At 61.0% G+C, this 16,118-nt stretch carries 14 protein-coding genes; 8 read left to right on the top strand and 6 right to left on the bottom strand.

Annotated elements, in window-relative coordinates:
- Window positions 1-30: 30 nt before the first annotated feature.
- The 6 genes from ACN9MO_RS33105 to ACN9MO_RS33130 form a co-directional block, all read right to left on the bottom strand.
- On the bottom strand, window positions 31-897 hold the full coding sequence (locus ACN9MO_RS33105; protein WP_425988633.1) for an efflux RND transporter periplasmic adaptor subunit: 867 nt from the start codon (window positions 895-897) through the stop codon (window positions 31-33).
- A gap of 15 nt (window positions 898-912) precedes the next feature.
- Window positions 913-1,113, bottom strand: a complete 201-nt coding sequence (locus tag ACN9MO_RS33110) for a DUF1656 domain-containing protein (protein WP_425988636.1) — start codon at window positions 1,111-1,113, stop codon at window positions 913-915.
- Window positions 1,110-3,191 carry an FUSC family protein gene (locus ACN9MO_RS33115; protein WP_425988638.1) on the bottom strand — a complete coding sequence of 694 codons (2,082 nt, stop codon included), beginning with the start codon at window positions 3,189-3,191 and terminating at the stop codon, window positions 1,110-1,112. Before ACN9MO_RS33115 ends, ACN9MO_RS33110 begins: the two co-directional genes overlap by 4 nt.
- A gap of 299 nt (window positions 3,192-3,490) precedes the next feature.
- Window positions 3,491-4,174: a response regulator transcription factor gene (locus ACN9MO_RS33120; protein WP_112996578.1), complete on the bottom strand. Its 684-nt coding sequence runs from the start codon at window positions 4,172-4,174 to the stop codon at window positions 3,491-3,493.
- Window positions 4,175-4,215: 41 nt separating this feature from the next.
- Entirely contained in the window at window positions 4,216-4,590 is a 375-nt protein-coding gene (locus tag ACN9MO_RS33125; protein WP_112996577.1) for a response regulator, read from the bottom strand.
- Complete coding sequence (locus tag ACN9MO_RS33130) at window positions 4,553-7,984, bottom strand: PAS domain S-box protein (RefSeq protein ID WP_425988642.1); 3,432 nt, start codon at window positions 7,982-7,984, stop codon at window positions 4,553-4,555. The genes ACN9MO_RS33125 and ACN9MO_RS33130 overlap by 38 nt, the downstream gene beginning before the upstream one ends.
- A 194-nt stretch (window positions 7,985-8,178) precedes the next feature.
- On the opposite strand from ACN9MO_RS33130, the gene ACN9MO_RS33135 reads away from it, so the two are divergent.
- The 8 genes from ACN9MO_RS33135 to ACN9MO_RS33170 all read left to right on the top strand — a co-directional run bounded on the left by ACN9MO_RS33135 (window position 8,179) and on the right by ACN9MO_RS33170 (window position 16,095).
- Window positions 8,179-8,412, top strand: coding sequence for a DUF1127 domain-containing protein (locus ACN9MO_RS33135; RefSeq protein ID WP_425988645.1), 234 nt, complete (start codon window positions 8,179-8,181; stop codon window positions 8,410-8,412).
- A 292-nt stretch (window positions 8,413-8,704) separates the two neighbouring features.
- Window positions 8,705-9,541: an alpha/beta fold hydrolase gene (locus ACN9MO_RS33140; RefSeq protein ID WP_425989388.1), complete on the top strand. Its 837-nt coding sequence runs from the start codon at window positions 8,705-8,707 to the stop codon at window positions 9,539-9,541.
- A 380-nt stretch (window positions 9,542-9,921) separates the two neighbouring features.
- Window positions 9,922-11,124 carry an acyl-CoA dehydrogenase family protein gene (locus ACN9MO_RS33145; RefSeq protein ID WP_112996610.1) on the top strand — a complete coding sequence of 401 codons (1,203 nt, stop codon included), beginning with the start codon at window positions 9,922-9,924 and terminating at the stop codon, window positions 11,122-11,124.
- 51 nt (window positions 11,125-11,175) lie between these two features.
- Window positions 11,176-12,027: an enoyl-CoA hydratase-related protein gene (locus ACN9MO_RS33150; RefSeq protein WP_425988648.1), complete on the top strand. Its 852-nt coding sequence runs from the start codon at window positions 11,176-11,178 to the stop codon at window positions 12,025-12,027.
- Window positions 12,028-12,060: 33 nt separating this feature from the next.
- A complete protein-coding gene (locus ACN9MO_RS33155) occupies window positions 12,061-13,287 on the top strand; it encodes a CaiB/BaiF CoA transferase family protein (RefSeq protein WP_425988651.1) in 1,227 nt (408 codons plus the stop codon).
- A 48-nt stretch (window positions 13,288-13,335) separates the two neighbouring features.
- Complete coding sequence (locus ACN9MO_RS33160; protein ID WP_112996609.1) at window positions 13,336-14,121, top strand: enoyl-CoA hydratase; 786 nt, start codon at window positions 13,336-13,338, stop codon at window positions 14,119-14,121.
- Window positions 14,122-14,200: 79 nt separating this feature from the next.
- Window positions 14,201-15,121, top strand: coding sequence for a 3-hydroxyacyl-CoA dehydrogenase (locus ACN9MO_RS33165; RefSeq protein WP_425988655.1), 921 nt, complete (start codon window positions 14,201-14,203; stop codon window positions 15,119-15,121).
- A gap of 23 nt (window positions 15,122-15,144) precedes the next feature.
- Window positions 15,145-16,095 (top strand): 3-hydroxyacyl-CoA dehydrogenase NAD-binding domain-containing protein, encoded by a 951-nt coding sequence (locus ACN9MO_RS33170; protein WP_112996570.1) that lies wholly within the window; start codon window positions 15,145-15,147, stop codon window positions 16,093-16,095.
- Window positions 16,096-16,118: the final 23 nt, after the last annotated feature.

Consider the following 16,118-nt stretch of genomic DNA (forward strand, 5'->3'; position numbering starts at 1 on the left):
CGGCAATCCACTGCTGACGGCCGCGCGCTCTCAAGGCTTGATGGCCACCGTGGCCGATAGGCCGGCGACGAGCGGTGTTCCGTCGCGCGGCGCGTCTACAGAGATGATCACCGGGACCCGCTGCGCCAGGCGGACCCAGTTGTAGGACGGATTGATGTTGGCAAGGCTGCCTGTTGTATCGGAACGCTCGCGGTCCTCGATGCCAGCCGCGATGCTCTTGACATGCCCGCTTATGGGGGAGGGCCGGCCCAGTAGCTTGATCTCGGCTGCGGCTCCAATCCGTATGCCCGGCAATTTCGTCTCCTCGAAATAGCCCTCGACCCGGAATGTGTCGCTGTCGACAAGAGCCATGACGGCTTTCCCGGCAACGGCATAGTCGCCTGCATGGAGCGAGAGGTTGGTGATGACGCCATTGTGCGGTGCCTGCACTTGCGCACGCTCTAGGTCGAGCGCGGCGGCAGCACGTTGCGAAACTGCGCTGCGATAGTCCGCATCCGCCTTGGCAGCGCTCTCGCGGGCCTCGTCCCGCTGCTTCTCGGTCGTCGCGGTTCCGAGCAGCCTCTCCGTCCTGACGAGGTCGGTTGCAGTCCGATCACGGGTCGCCTCGGCCGCATCGACGGCGGCATCTGCCCGCTCAAGAGCTATCGTGAACCGGCTCCTGTCGACGGTGAAGAGAACGTCGCCCTTGCGAACCACGGCATTGTCGTCGACCGCAACGCTATCGACGAGCCCGCTGACGTCGGGCGCAAGCGAAACGACATCGGCTCTGACGCGCGCGTCCCGGGTCCAGGGTGACGTCGTATAGTTGTCCCAAAGGCGCCACGCGGCAAAAGCCGCCAGAATGACGGTGACGCCGGTGATGGCGACGCGGAAAGCAGTGGCAGAGATGCTCTTCATGGCCGAGTTCCGGATTTAGGGTAAAGCTTGTGCAAGCGAAGCGAGCACAAGAACGAAGATGGCGATATTGAATAACTCGGGGTGCCAGACCCACCGGTCCAAAGCGAAGCGGGAAAATGCGCGACGAAGCACGATAGATGCAATCAGTGCGCTCAAGGCCACCACCAGCAGTCCCGGCAACAGCACGCCGTAGATGTCGAGTTCCCGGTAAATCATGACGAGCCTCCTGCGGGTGCAAGGAAGCGCGAATATTCTGCAGAAGCGCGCGCCAGGTCTTCGCAGTGGACCGCACCACGTGCGAGCTGGCGCCGCTCGGCGACAGGACGCATAGGGTCGGCCGCCATGCGTGACAAGCGCGCAGCGGCTCGCGAGGCTTGTGCATCAAGCTTAATCGAACTGCCACTCGCGAGCCTGCGCACCACACTGCCTACGGTTCGCGAGGCGGCGGGATCGTAAAATTTCGATAGGTCCAACAAAGCGATCGCCGCGTGGCCCATGATCGTATTGGCAAGTAACCCGCGATATTCGCGTTCGCGCAGTTCCGGCGACGAAGCGACGCTTGCAGCGGCAAGTCGACCAATTCGATCGGCGGCACGACTGAGCCATTCCTGCGGCGTCGACCGGTATCGGTTCGCCCCTATCGTCTTCAAATCTCGGCGGGCGGCACCCAGAAGGCGCTGTCTCACAACCGTGGGCCGGTAAGGGAAGATCAGTGCGAACATAAGCGTGCCGCAGGCTATCGCAATGAGCAGCGTCAACGCACCGTTCGCGAAATCAGCAAAATCGGGTCGAGACGCGTTGTCCGGGGCGATCAGATCCCATACAAAGAGCGTGAAGCTCGCTGACGGAGCGGCGATCGTCGGCGCGCGCATGCCGATGCCGCCCAGGATGAAAAACGGCGCGGTGACTGCAGCAAGTGCCGCAAAGCCGGACAGGCCAGGCAAAATCACGAAGTTGCAGATCCCTGCGACTATCACAGCGGTGGCCGCGCCCTTGATGAACCCGATGCCGGCAGCAATGCCGTCGGGGCGCGATGCAAACAGACCGGTGACAATGGCGACTGTCACCACGAGAGAGCCACCCGAGGGCCATGCGCTCTCCACCCAGAAGGTCGCTGCTGCAAGCAGTGAAAGGAAAGCGCGCGCGGCATTGAGTGCGGCCGCGGTAAAATCGATGTGGAATGCGAACCGCGTCCGCGGGGTCAGCCGCTTTCGATCGCCGCCGAGCGTCATGCGGCTCAGCGCTTCTTCGGCATGAAAATGCAGAAGCTCAAGCCGATCGGTTATCCCTGGCAGGCGGATCGCAGTGATCTCGTTTGACCGGGGCATGGCTCGCGTATCGCGTAAGCCATGGATCTGGTTGCGGATCTTCTCAAGTTGGTTTGCCGCGTCCAGAGGACGATCCCCGATGGTCGCTACTGCGCTCGCCAACTTCGCTGCCAGGCACCGCTCGGCGTCTCGAAGTTCGATGAGGCATTTCCTTGCCGCGTGGGCCGCGACGATCTGTGCCAGAGCGGACGCAATGCTGGCGCGCAGGTGACCGATATAGCGACGCACTACCGGCGAACTCGCCGCGGCGTATTCGCCGGCGGCATCCAAGGCGACCGCGTTGGCAAAAACGCTTCTGGACGCTGCGCCCGTGTCTTCGCCGCGCAAGGTGCGAGCAGTCGTGGTTATGGCCAGTTGCAGGAAATTGGCCAGGCCCTGCTCGATTGTCTGGAGCGGCGATCCGGGCGAGAAAATTGCTGTGAAGCCGGCTTCGACGGCGATGCCAAGGCTGATGTAGGCAACCCGCGCGACCGCTATGTCGAAGAGGGCTGCAGGTTGGCTTGCTCCGGCAATGCCTATAATTGCCGCCGTGTAACCGGCGAGTACTGCGCCGTAGGATCGAAAATTGCGCAGGGCAGTTGATATCGCTGTGCACAGGGCGAGCCACAGTGCCAGCGCCAGAAAGAACATCTCCGGCATTTGGTCGAAGGCGATGATCAGCGTGACACCAACCGATGCGCCGGCCAGCGTGCCGGCGAGGCGATACTGGCTCTTGGACAAGCTCATGCCACGGTTCGGCTGGGCGACGATCCAGACGGTCATTGCGGCCCATTTGGCTTCGCCAAAGTCAAGCGCCAATGCGATGTAAAGGGCGGTGAGCGATGCCGCGGTCGTGCGCACCGCGAAGCCGATGGACGCCCAGTTCATCCCGAGCGGCAGTAGCACGTTGGACGTGGCGCGTTGCCAAAAAGATAGGGGTAGAGCCGTTGTCATCTCACGCTTGTCTTTCAGGATAAACGTCGCCATCAGAATTCGACTTACGGAGCTCTAAAAACAATTACACGAACGTATCGCTAATACCTTGGTGTGAGCGCCAACGGCTCGCGCGAACCGGGCCGAGCGGAGTAAGAGGTCTTGCGGGGACGCACGCCCGGAATGCAAGACGCCGGCAAGCAAACGGCGATTTCAGTGCGAAGGCACTTGGCCGTTGTCGCAAGACTGGTCCCGAATTTTTGGGCAAGTTCGCGGCTGGCGGGTGCCGCTGGGGCCGTGACGGACGCCGTCCGATTCTAGAGTTTCATCGCACGACGGTGGTTCCGGGAGAATTAGCCGGTGTTCGGCTGGTCTCCTAAGCCGAGCTTGCTGGCCATGTTGATAAGTTCGGCGAAGGAACGCGCCTGCATCTTCTCCATCACCTTGCCGCGATGCGCCTTGACCGTGACCTCGCTGATGCCGAGTTCGTAGGCGACCTGTTTGTTCATCAGGCCTGTGATCACAAGCGCCATCACCTCCTGCTCGCGGCGGCTCAGCGATGCGTGACGATTAATCAGCATCCGCATCTCGGCATCGAGGGCAAGTGCAACCGTGCTGCGTGCAAGGGCCTGTTCGATCGCCTTCAGCATAGACTGGTCGTCAAAAGGTTTTGTCAGGAACTCGATGGCGCCTGCCTTCATCGCCTTCACGGTCATCGGAACGTCACCGTATCCCGTAACGAAAACGATCGGCATCTCGGTCCGTTCGACGCAAATCATTTTCTGCAGATCCAGGCCGCTCAGATCAGGAAGATTAACATCGAGGACCATGCAGTTCGGAACGCATGCGCGCGGCTGAGACAGAAATTGCCTGGCGGAATCGAACAAGAGTGGTTCCCAACCCGCAGAGCGGATGAGCAATTCGAGCGAATCGCGCACCGAAACATCGTCGTCGACGACGAACACAACCGGTGTTTCCGTTGGCACCGAGACAAGGCTCTGCGAGCCGCCGGTGGATGTCGACAAGCCTGTAATCATCGCAGTCTTCCTTCTTTCCAGGCGACCATCAAGCCGCGGGGTCAGTTTAGGTGAAGCGCTACATTCAGCGCCTCCTGAAGCGCGTCATCGCTGAACGGCTTGAACAGGCAGTCGACGGCGCCAAGTTCGATGAGGCGCGGCCGGACCCTGTCGTCCTTGAGCGCAGTGATGAAAATCGTCGGGATCCCCTGGCCCCGGCGTGTCAGTTCGCGCTGGAGGTCAGGCCCCGTCATGCCGGGCATCGCAACGTCGAGGATCAGGCATTTGGTCTGGTGGACGTGCTCGGATGCAAGAAACTCCTCGGCCGACGAGAACGCCTCGGCGTTGAAGCCGAGCTCCTTGACCAGATCTGGTAAAGACTCGCGTACGGACTCGTCGTCATCGACGATCGAGACCAGGGGATTCGCAACTGTCATGAAAACTCCGCTGCATGTTTTGGAAGCCGCCACGGGCCGCCGCCCGGGTCGCTGTCCCATATTGCTCAGACATCGCATCCCCAAGGGAGCAGGGAATCGAAAACGAGAATGTTGCTCCAGGTCCTTCATTGGCTTCAGCCCACAGCCGGCCATTGTGCCTTTCGATGATCGAGCGGCTGACCGAAAGACCGATACCCATGCCATCGCTCTTGGTGGTGTAGAATGCTTCGAACAGGCGTTCGCTCTCCCCTGGAGCAAACCCGACCCCGGCATCGCGCACTGAAAGACGAACCTGTCCCTCATTCTCGCGGGCGGTAATGACTTGTAGCTGTCGCGGGCGTCCCTCGACGGCATTCATGGCATCGACGCCGTTGCGCAAGAGATTCATGATCACTTGCTGCAGCTGGACGCGGTCTCCGGAAACCTTGGGCAAATTCTCGTCGAGGTCGGTTCGAAGGGTGGCCCGATAGCGTCGCACATCGCCGAACGACAGTGCAACGACTTCGCGTACGGCGTCGTTCAGATCAACCGTTTCAATGGTCACGGCGCGATTGGCGAACAGCGCGCGCAGACGGGCGATGACATCCGCCGCGCGCTTGCCGTCACGTATCGTGCGCCGCGCCGTCTCCTGGGCGCCTTCGACATTCGGTGGGTTTGCAGCGAGCATGCGGAGACAGGTACTGGCATTCGTTATGATACCCGACAGCGGCTGGTTGACTTCGTGCGCGATCGAGGCCGTAAGAGTGCCGAGGCTGACGAAGCGGCTGACCTGCGCAAGTTCGGATCTTAGCTTCTCAAGCGCCTCTTCCGCGAGCCGGCGCTGGGTGATGTCAAGGACTGCCCCGATGTATTCGGCCTCGTCCTGTTGGTCGTGGACGCGATGTGCAATCAGATGCAGGTGCTTGATGGTTTCGTCGGGGAGCACGATCCTCAGCTGATACTCGAAATCGCTTCTGCCGCGCCGCACCTGCTCGATCATGTCCGCCATCTGCGGTATGTCTTCGGGATGCACCCGGGTGGCAATCCGGTCAAGCGTTACAGCCGTATCCGGTTCGAACTCGAAGATGCGATATAGCTGTTCCGACCAGACGATCTCGCCGCTCGCCACCTTCCAGGAAAGATTGCCCATTCGAGCCAGATGCTGACCTTCGGCAAGGAACGCTTCGCTTCGGCGCAATCTGTCCTCGGTGCGCTTGCGCTCGGTGATGTCCCGCGTGACCCCCATCTGCGCGATCGATCCGTCGCTGCGGCGCAGGGGCGTGGCGCGCGTCTCCATGTGGCGCCGAATACCGAGCGCGTTGATCAGGTCGAATTCCAGGACGCCACGCTCCCCCGAGCAAATGCTATCGTGAAAGGACCGGTACCGTTCGCGATGCTCGGGTGCGACGAAATCGAAGAAGTTGTGACCGATCACCTGGCCCGAATAGGGTACGCCGGCCATGGCCGCACCGGCCGAGTTCACGCGCAGAACAGTCCCGTCCCGTGCGATCAGCTTCACGCAGTCGGGGGTCGTCTCCACGATCGTTCGGAAGATCTCGTCGCTGTGCTTGCGGTCCTCGATGTCGGTGTTGACCCCATACCATTTGACGATGTTGCCTTGATCGTCACGCAGCGGATTAACGCGAAACAGAAACCACCGATACTCTCCGTCGAAGCGGCGTAAGCGAGCTTCTGCCTCGGCCGCATCGCCGGACCCCAAGGCCGACTGCCAGATCGCAGTCAGTGCCGTCATGTCATCAGGATGAACGGCCGAAGCCCAGCCCCAGTCTCGTGCCTCGTCTGCCGACATGCCAATATAGTCCAGATAGTGCTTGCTGAGAAAGGCTGCGGTTCCGTCTGTGCGCGCCGCCCAGGCGAGCGCCGGGATGGTGTCGATTGTGAGCTGCAGGTTGCGCTCGCTCTCCTGCAAGGCTTGCTCGGCTCGCTTCAGATCTTCGATGTCGTGGCTGACGCCGAACCATTGCACCACTTTACCGTTTTCGTCGCGCATCGGCACGCGGCGCGACAAATGCCAACGATAGGTGCCATCAGCCATATGCGCGCGATACTCGCGCTCAAAGGGCTCCTCCTTCTCCAGGCACCGGCGCCACTGCTTCTTGGCTGCGTCCAGATCATCCGGATGGTAAAGCTCTCTCCAATCCGCATCACCCGGTAGGCCGCTGCACTCGATCGCGTGCCTGTTGGCGGAGCGTCTGACACCGTTGACATCGTAGATGCTGACCCGGACAGGGATGCTGTTGAGCGTAAGCCTCAGCTCGCGCTCGCGCTCCACAACGGCCTGTTCGGCGCACTTTCTATCTTCGATGTCTGTCTGCAGGGCATACCAGCACACGACGTTTCCAGCATCGTCGCGAAGAGGCACGCCCCGGCTCGAAAACCAACGATAGACGCCATCGGCGCGCCGCAATCGGTATTCGATGTCATAGGGCATGCTGGTGGCAATCGCCCTGTTGAAGATCTCGGTCACAGCAGGAAGATCATCGTCATGTATCGTTCCGTTCGTCTCCCACTGGCTCAGTTGTTCGGGCGTCTGGCCGTGATACTCCGCCATTCTCTGGTTCACGACGTCGGTCTTGCCGTCAGGTGTCAGGATGGCCACAAAGCCCGGAATGCCGTCGATGACGGCCCGCGCCTTGCGTTCGCTTTCCCGCAGCGCTTCCTCGGCTCGCCGGCGGTCGTCGATGTCGATCAGCAGATGCAGCCAGCGGAGGATCTTCCCCTCTCGATCGCGCAGCGGCAGGCCGTGAACACTGTGCCAGCGGTAAGCGCCATCTGCACGCAGATGCCGGCTTTCAACGCGGTAGGAGCTTCCCTTCTGATGCGCGGCAATCTGCGCTTCGATCGTAAGCTGCAGGTCATCAGGATGCACGACTTCCGAGGCTTTCCAGTCCTTCAACTCCTCGAAGGTCTTCCCGAAATAGTCGAGCGTAGGTTGATTGAGTCCCTCGACTTCGCCGGATGGCGTTGTGACGGCGACCGGCAACGGAATGCTGTCGACGACACGCTGGAAGTCGATGTTGTGTTGCCTCGACGTATGCGCGGCACGCCGTGAATCCTCAATGTCGGTGGCTACCAGATACCATTTGTCGCGACGGCCGTCGGTATCGTGCGTTGGGTTGCATCGAATGAGAACCCGTCGCTTTTGTCCGTCGAAACGCCGGATGATAGTCTCGAACTCGCCGGGCTGCCCGGACGTGAGGATCGTCTGCCACTCAGCAAGGGCTTGGGGGAGATCATTGACCGCGATGACCATGTGCCACGCGCTACCGTCCTGCGGACCGAGGCCCGTATAATCGGTCCAGCCCGTGTTGACAAAATCGATGGTTCCATCCGGCAGGGCCGTCAGCGCCATGATCGGGAGTGCGTTCAGTACGCCGCTCGGATCGGTGTCCATAGCCATCCTTTCAAGCTCAGCCTGAGCCTAAGAACCGTTTCCGCCGACGTCTATTGTACCTTGGTGTCGATGCGGGCGGTGGTTGAGCAACTACGCACACATCCGAAAGTATCGGCCATACCATCGTGCAATGGCCATCCTCGTTCCACCGGCGCAATTCATTAGGCGGCGTAATTGGAACCGAGGATACGACTATGACAACCATTGAAACAGACTACTATCCAGTGGCACGGGAACGGAATGACGACATCTTGCGGCGCTCCGGATCACATCTCTCCATCTTGTCCATGCTGGCAAGGCTGGGAGCGCAAATCGACAAGCGCCGTTCCCGCAGAGCGCTGCTCGCGATGAGCGACGATCAGCTGAAGGATCTCGCTCTGTCGCGCTCCGACGCTTACCGCGAGGCGCATCGCCGATTCTGGGACTGACGGTTTCGCGCGGTTGCGCGCCGACGCATCAACAATAGCACTTTCATCGCTCGAGACCGCGCGCAAGCCCAATCCGGCGTGATGCGTAGATCCGGGCATCCGTGACACCATGCTCGATTTTTCAAGGGAGACCCGCATGAAACCGCAAGATGACGAAACGACAACGCTCTCTCGCAGAACCGTTCTCGCAATCGGCGCTGCTGCCGCTTCCGTGCCGTTGCTCGCGCCCTCAATCACGATCGCCCGCAGCACGACGGCGCGTTCATCACTTCAACATCAAGGAGGCGACGCCATGACGTTCGTCGAGACGAAGGACGGGGTTCAGATTTTCTACAAGGATTGGGGGCCGAAAGATGCCCAGCCGATCGTGTTTCATCACGGATGGCCGCTCAGCTCTGACGACTGGGACGCGCAGATGCTGTTCTTCCTCGAGAAGGGTTTTCGCGTCGTCGCCCACGATCGCCGTGGGCACGGTCGCTCGACACAGGTTGGCGACGGCCATGACATGGATCACTACGCGGCGGATGCTTCTGTGGTGGCCGAGCACCTCAACCTGAAAAAAGCTGTCCATGTCGGTCATTCGACCGGAGGAGGCGAGGTGGCCCGCTACGTCGCAAAGTATGGCCAGCCGCAAGGCCGGGTCGCAAAGGCCGTCCTCATCAGCGCGGTTCCGCCGCTCATGGTCAGGACCGATAACAATCCCGGCGGCACCCCGATCGAAGTGTTCGATGGCTTCCGAACGGCGCTTGCCGCCAACCGGCCGCAGTTCTTCCTCGATCTGGCCTCCGGGCCGTTTTACGGCTTCAACCGCCCCGGTGCGAAGGTTTCGGATGGCATCATCCGCAACTGGTGGCGCCAGGGCATGATGGGGGGCACCAAGGCGCATTACGACGGCATCAAGGCCTTCTCGGAGACGGATCAGACGGATGACTTGAAGGCAATCACGGTACCGACACTGGTGCTGCAAGGCGACGACGACCAGGTCGTGCCCTACCAGGACGCGTCGTTGCTTCAAGCCAAGTTGCTCAAGAACAGTACACTCAAGGTCTACCCCGGGTTTTCGCATGGCATGTGCACAGTGAACGCCGACGCGATCAATTCCGATCTGCTCGCCTTCATCCGCGCGTAAGCCCGGTGACCGGATCGGCGCCTCCCAGCCGGTCCGGTCAAGCCATCCTCAGTCTGGGCAGGCCACGTATCTGTCGTGCGTCGCTTGCGGCGTGACGTCGTCACGCCTGTGATCGCGCTGGGTGCCAGCTCGACGCTGAACTGCCTGAGCGTGCCGCCTCCAATATTACCCATCGAAAAATCGAAATATTGTCTTCTAATGTCTCGATTTATTTTCAGATAAATATTGGTACTAATGTATTTTTGTCGAAATACTAAAGTATAATCGATACCTTTGTGTCATGGAATTTGACGCTTTGCTTTGTCATCTTCTTCAGGCGTCAACCGCACCGTCCAGGCAATCAGCCGAACTAGCAGCGGTGCATTGAGATGGAGACCGAGATGCCTTCTGCAAACCTCGCAAAGCAGGCCGCCGAGCACAAGCCGCTGCCGACCCCCCATGGCGATTTCTACAACATCGTGGACACCTTGAGCGCCGACGAGCGCGTGATCCTGGACAAGGTGCGCGCCTTCATGGAGACGAAGGTTGCGCCCATCATCAACAAGTACTGGGTCGCAGATGCCTTTCCCTTTGAACTGATCGAGCCGCTGAAGAAACTGGACATCGGCGGGATCGGTGACGCCTACAGCTACAAGCTTCGCGGCATGCTGATCATGGAGATGTGCCGGATAGACGCCTCCTTCGCTACCTTCTATGGCGTTCACACCGGCCTTGCCATGGGGTCGATCGCTGTCCTCGGCTCGGAGGAGCAGAAGCAGAAATGGCTCCCGACCATGGCGCGTCTGGAAAAGATCGGCTGTTTCGGCCTGACAGAACCACTGGTCGGCTCGGGAACCGGCGGTGGGCTGACCACGACCGCCAAGCGCGATGGCGACAACTGGGTCCTCAACGGCCAGAAGAAGTGGATCGGCAACGCCCCTTGGTGCGACATCTCGATCATCTGGGCACGCGACGTCGCTGACAATCAGGTGAAGGGCTTCATCGTCGAGAACGAGACGACGCCCGGTTTCAGCGTCGAAAAGATCGAGAACAAGATGGCCCTCAAGGTGGTCCAGAACGGTATGATCACCATGCAGGACTGCCGGATTCCTGAAGAAAATCGCCTGCAGAATGCGAACTCGTTCCGCGACACGGCGCACGTGCTGCGTCTTACCCGGTCCGGCGTCGGCTGGATGGCAACGGGTGTTCAGATGGGCGCCTACGAAGCCGCGCTGAAATACGCCCAGGAGCGGCTGCAGTTCGGCAAACCGATTGCCGCCTTCCAGATGATGCAGGATCTCATCGCCCGGATGCTGGCGAACGTGACGGCATGCCAATCGATGATGCTGCGGCTTTCCGAGATCGAGGACGAGAACAAGCTGCTCGACCAGCATGCCTCGCTGGCTAAGGCCTTTACCACGGCCCGGATGCGCGAAACCGTTGCCTGGGCCCGCGAGATCTGCGGCGCAAACGGCATCATCGTCGACAACAATGTCGGGCGGCTGTTTGCCGATGCGGAGGCGCTCTACTCCTACGAAGGCACCTTCCAAATGCAGAACCTGATCGTCGGCAAGGCGGTTTCGGGCTTCAGCGCCTTCGTCTGAGCCGTCGCGCTACCGGACATTCAACATCAAACGTGAACCGAGGAGACGACCATGGGTTCGTCAGCCGTTACCCCCATGCCCGCAACTGTCACAAGCCTGACCACAGGCGAGCGGAGTGGGTTGAACCTTAGCAACCTTGTCTACGAAAAAAGAGGTGCGATCGCCTACGTGACCGTCAACCGACCGAAGGTGCTGAATGCGCTGAACGGGTCGACCTGGCAGGAGCTTGGCGCCGCATTCGAGGATGCGCGCAATGACGCTGCCATCCGAGGCGTCATTCTGACCGGCGCCGGCGACAAGGCCTTTGTCGCCGGTGCCGACATCACCGAACTCGCGCATCTGACAGCAGTCGAGGCGGAAGCGTCGAGCCGCGTCGGGCAAAGTGTTCTCGACGCCATCGAGAACCTCGGCAAGCCGGTGGTCGCGGCGATAAATGGCTTTGCCCTCGGCGGCGGTTGCGAAACGGCAATGGCCTGCACCGTCCGCATCGCCGCCCCGCATGCAAGGTTCGGCCAGCCGGAAGTCCGGCTCGGGCTGCTGCCTGGCGGCGGCGGTACCCAGCGACTGCCGCGCCTGGTGGGCAAGGGCCGGGCGCTTCAGCTCGTCCTGACCGGCGGAATGATCGGCGCGGAGGAAGCGCACCGCATCGGGCTCGTCAATGAGATCGTGCCCGCTACCGAACTCATACAACGCGCTGAAGCGATCCTCCTTGAGATCGCCGCCAACGGTCCCCTCGCTGTGCGCTATGCGCTCGAAGCGGTCAACAGGGGCATGGAGACGACGCAGAGCGAGGGGCTAGCGCTGGAGGCCGCCTACTTCGGCCTGTGCGCAGGCACCGAAGACAAGAGGGAGGGCACCTTAGCCTTCATCGAAAAGCGACCGCCCCAGTTTCGCGGGCGCTGAACCGAGCTCATCAGACATTCAGGGAGAATTCCAATGGCAAGCGAAAACATCTTTACGGGTCTCAAGGTCGTCGATCTATCGAGCTTCATAGCCGGCCCAAGCGCCGCCGTCATCCTGTCCGATTTCGGCGCAGACGTGATCAAGGTCGAGCCGCCCCGGGGCGACCCGTGGCGACAGGCGCACAGGACCCCGATCCAGCCACGCGCCGACAAGCCCTATCAATGGCATCTCGCCAACCGCAACAAGCGCGGCATCGCGCTCGACCTGAAGTCGCCGAGCGCTCGCCAGGTTCTGCGCGAGCTCGTCGTCTGGGCGGACGTGCTCATCGTCAACACCCCGCATGTCGCCCGCAAGCGGCTCGGTCTCGAATACGCGGATATCGTGGGCTGGAACCCACGGTTGATCTATGCTGATCTGACGGGATTCGGCGAAAAGGGCCCCGATGCGGATCTGCCGGGTTTCGACATCACCTCTTACTGGGCGCGGAGCGGCCTGCTGTCGCTCACCCGTGACGCCGGTGCGCCGCCGACCTGGCCCGTGAGCGGCAGCGGCGACAATGCGACCGCGGTCGGTCTTTATTCGGCGATCGTTACCGCCCTCTATCGCCGTGAGCGCACCGGCAAGGGCTCCTATGTCACGACATCGCTGCTTGCCGAGGGCGTCTGGTCGGCAAGCGTTTCCATCCAGGCGGCGCTGGCTGGCGCCAAGTTCCCGCCAATGCACGATCGAGCGCATCCCGCCAATGCGTCGATGAACGTCTACCGGGCTGCCGACGGCACCTGGTTCGTGCTCATCGTCACACCGGACAAACTCCCCGCTGTGGCGAATGCGATCGGTCGCCCTGATCTTCTGACGGATCCGCGCTTCACCGAACCGGCGCAACTCGCCGTGAACATGCCGCAGCTCACCGCCATTTTCGACGAGGTTTTCGGCGCGCAGCCGATGCCGCACTGGCATGCTGTTTTTGCCGGCGTGGATGTCACGTTCGGTGAGGTCCGCGGTCCCCAGGAGGTGATCGACGACCCGCAGCTCGTCGCCAATGACATCGTCGTTTCCCTTGATGGGGCCGGGGGCGGGCTGACATCGACCATCAGCAGCCCCATCCGCGTTCATGGTGTCGAAAAGGTCCCCGCCAGGCGCGCACCCGACCTCGGCGAACACACCGATGAAATCCTTGAGGAACTCGGCTTTGAGAAGAGCGCCATAGAGGGCCTGAGAACAAGTGGCGCCATTCCGAAGGCCGTGGGGCGAGCCGCCTAGAGCGGCTCTGCGACAACGGCAAAAGCGATCGAGATGAGGAGTTTTATGATGGGCGACATCGTCACCGAACGGAGCGAAGGCATTCTTCGCGTCGCGTTGAACCGGCCCGCGAAAAAGAACGCGATGACCTCGAGCATGTATCTGGATCTCGCCGGCATCTTCAATGAAGCGGCAAAGGACGAGAGCGTGCGTGTGGTGCTTTGGCACGGCGCGGGAGATGCGTTCACCGCCGGTAACGACATCGGCGATTTCCTGGGAAATCCTCCAGAAGCGGGAGGATCCCCCCAGTCCAAGCTGATGCATATGCTGCTTGAATTCGACAAGCCGCTGATCGCAGCCGTCAGGGGTATTGCGGTCGGGGGCGGGACGACAATGCTGCTGCATTGCGACTTTGTCTATGCATCCGAAAACACCCGCTTCCAGCTGCCCTTCATCAACCTCGCGCTGCTGCCGGAATTCGGATCGAGCTACCTGCTACCTTTGACCGTCGGTCATGCCCGCGCGGCGGAGCTGATCTTGCTGGGGCTGCCGTTTGACGCGGGACGTGCGCAGGAGATGGGACTGGTCACAAAGATCGTGCCCGACCCGGATGTCCTGCAGGTGGCAATGGAAACTGCACACAAGCTCGCGACCAAGCCGTCAGATGCTCTTCGTGCCGCCAAGCGTCTTCTGAAGCGTCCGTTCCGTGATCAGGTGCGCGGCGCGATGGATGCCGAGAATGGGGCATTCAGCCTGCAGACCCGGTCCGAAGAGGCGAAGGAAGCGTTCGCTGCCTTCCTGGAGAAGCGGCCGCCCGATTTCTCCAGAGCCATGAAGTCAATGACGGCCCGATAGGGCTGTTGCCCTTCAGCAATGTGAGAGATGCCTTGAACAAGCGGGCATCGAGCCACCACCCATGAAAGGAACGACGATAATGGACGTTGTGTCAGGAAAGCCGAAACCAGCTCCCAAGCACGAGGATGCCTTGTCCCGGCTGTTCGTCCTCGAACTGAGCGGCGGTCGGATCCACTCGATGAAGACGGATGGCACCGATCAGAAGGTCATCGTGTCCGGCTGCCGTCTGCCCGATGGCATCGTGGTCGACCGGGCGGCCGGTCATATCTATTGGACCAATATGGGGGTGCCCAAGCTGAACGACGGCTCCATCGAGCGCGTCGATCTCGATGGCGGCAATCGCAGGGTCATCGTTGCTCCCGGCATCACGCATACGCCGAAGCAGCTTCATCTGGAGAAGAGAAGCGGCAAGCTGTACTGGTGTGACCGCGAAGGCATGCGCGTCATGCGGGCCAATCTCGACGGTACGGATGTCGAGACGCTGGTCCAAACGGGCGAGGGCGACGACGATCGCCGCGATCCTGCCCGCTGGTGCGTCGGAATTACGGTAGATCCCAAGCGACGACACGTCTACTGGACGCAGAAGGGGCCCGACAATTCTGGCTGCGGTCGCATCTTCCGCGCGGGGCTGGACATCCCCGAGGGCGAGACGGCGGCTACCCGCTCGGATATCGAGACGCTGTTCGAGAACCTGCCGGAGCCGATCGACCTTGAGCTCGACCTCGAAAACCGCGTCCTGTACTGGACCGACCGCGGCAATCCGCCGCTCGGCAACACGGTCAACCGCGCTTTCATCGACCCGTCGAGCCGCAACGCCCGATCGCTGGAGATCGTGCTCGGGAGCCTGATGGAGGGCATCGGCATTGCCCTTGACGTAGAGGGCGACCGAATGTTCGTCACCGACTTCGGCGGATCGATCTACACCGCCAAACTCGATGGCTCCGAAAAACGCATGCTTCTCTATGCCCAGGGCAACCTCGCCGGCATCGCCTTTGCTTGACCAATTTAAAGGGAGATCGATCCATGTCTCATATTAAACCCATCAATCAGGTAGCAGTGATCGGAACGGGAGTTATTGGAGCCAGCTGGGCAGCGCTCTTTCTGGCTAAGGGACTTGACGTCGTTGCTACCGACGTTGCACCGAATGCGGAAGCATCGCTACGGCGGTTTGTCGAGGCCGCGTGGCCGGCGCTCGAAAGGTTGGGGCTGACGCCGGGGGCTTCTCCCTTGCGGCTGGTCTTTACGCCCGACCTTGCCGAAGCAGTGAAGGACACCGATTTCGTCCAGGAAAACGGGCCTGAGCGGTTCGAATTCAAGCAGGACCTTTATCGCCAGCTCGACTTAATGTTGCCGCCGGATGTCATCATCGCGTCCAGCTCCTCTGGACTTCCCATGAGCCAGATCCAATCGGGTGCCGCCTCCCATCCCGAGCGCTGTGTCATCGGCCATCCGTTTAACCCGCCGCATCTCATGCCGCTTGTCGAAATCGTCGGTGGCACAAAAACCTCGGAAGATACCGTCAAGCAGGCGGACCATTTCTACACGACGATTGGCAAGCGGACGGTGCGCATCAACAAGGAACTGCCTGGTCATGTCGCCAACCGGCTGCAGGCAGCACTGGCGCGTGAGGTCTATTATCTCGTCGCCGAAAACGTTCTGAGTGCAAGGGACGTTGATACGGCTTTGACCTATGGGCCGGGTCTGCGCTGGGGCATCATGGGCAACATGATGCTGAACCACCTCGGCGGCGGACCGGGCGGCATCGAGCACTTCTTGCAGCAATTTGCCGGCCCGATGACGGCTTCCTGGAAATCCCTTGGATCGCCGCAGCTTACACCGGACGTGCAAAAAAGGCTCATCGACAGTGTTCACGCCGAAGTTGGATCGCGCACCATCGAAGAACTGGAGGCAGAGCGCGACGAGCTGTTGCTGGGGTTGCTGGAGTTGCGCGCCAAAGCCGCCTCGCTTGGGTAGTTCAGGGTTGCGGCAGCGACCGC

Origin of the sequence: Ensifer sp. R-19 (assembly GCF_049905105.1) — a bacterium.
Lineage (GTDB): Bacteria > Pseudomonadota > Alphaproteobacteria > Rhizobiales > Rhizobiaceae > Ensifer.

Bases quoted from the DNA above. Each gene is read 5' to 3' on its own strand.
- ACN9MO_RS33105 (WP_425988633.1), bottom strand. From the start codon at position 897: ATGAAGAGCATCTCTGCCACTGCTTTCCGCGTCGCCATCACCGGCGTC.
- ACN9MO_RS33110 (WP_425988636.1), bottom strand. From the start codon at position 1,113: ATGATTTACCGGGAACTCGACATCTACGGCGTGCTGTTGCCGGGACTG.
- ACN9MO_RS33115 (WP_425988638.1), bottom strand. From the start codon at position 3,191: ATGGCGACGTTTATCCTGAAAGACAAGCGTGAGATGACAACGGCTCTA.
- ACN9MO_RS33120 (WP_112996578.1), bottom strand. From the start codon at position 4,174: ATGATTACAGGCTTGTCGACATCCACCGGCGGCTCGCAGAGCCTTGTC.
- ACN9MO_RS33125 (WP_112996577.1), bottom strand. From the start codon at position 4,590: ATGACAGTTGCGAATCCCCTGGTCTCGATCGTCGATGACGACGAGTCC.
- ACN9MO_RS33130 (WP_425988642.1), bottom strand. From the start codon at position 7,984: ATGGACACCGATCCGAGCGGCGTACTGAACGCACTCCCGATCATGGCG.
- ACN9MO_RS33135 (WP_425988645.1), top strand. From the start codon at position 8,179: ATGACAACCATTGAAACAGACTACTATCCAGTGGCACGGGAACGGAAT.
- ACN9MO_RS33140 (WP_425989388.1), top strand. From the start codon at position 8,705: ATGACGTTCGTCGAGACGAAGGACGGGGTTCAGATTTTCTACAAGGAT.
- ACN9MO_RS33145 (WP_112996610.1), top strand. From the start codon at position 9,922: ATGCCTTCTGCAAACCTCGCAAAGCAGGCCGCCGAGCACAAGCCGCTG.
- ACN9MO_RS33150 (WP_425988648.1), top strand. From the start codon at position 11,176: ATGGGTTCGTCAGCCGTTACCCCCATGCCCGCAACTGTCACAAGCCTG.
- ACN9MO_RS33155 (WP_425988651.1), top strand. From the start codon at position 12,061: ATGGCAAGCGAAAACATCTTTACGGGTCTCAAGGTCGTCGATCTATCG.
- ACN9MO_RS33160 (WP_112996609.1), top strand. From the start codon at position 13,336: ATGGGCGACATCGTCACCGAACGGAGCGAAGGCATTCTTCGCGTCGCG.
- ACN9MO_RS33165 (WP_425988655.1), top strand. From the start codon at position 14,201: ATGGACGTTGTGTCAGGAAAGCCGAAACCAGCTCCCAAGCACGAGGAT.
- ACN9MO_RS33170 (WP_112996570.1), top strand. From the start codon at position 15,145: ATGTCTCATATTAAACCCATCAATCAGGTAGCAGTGATCGGAACGGGA.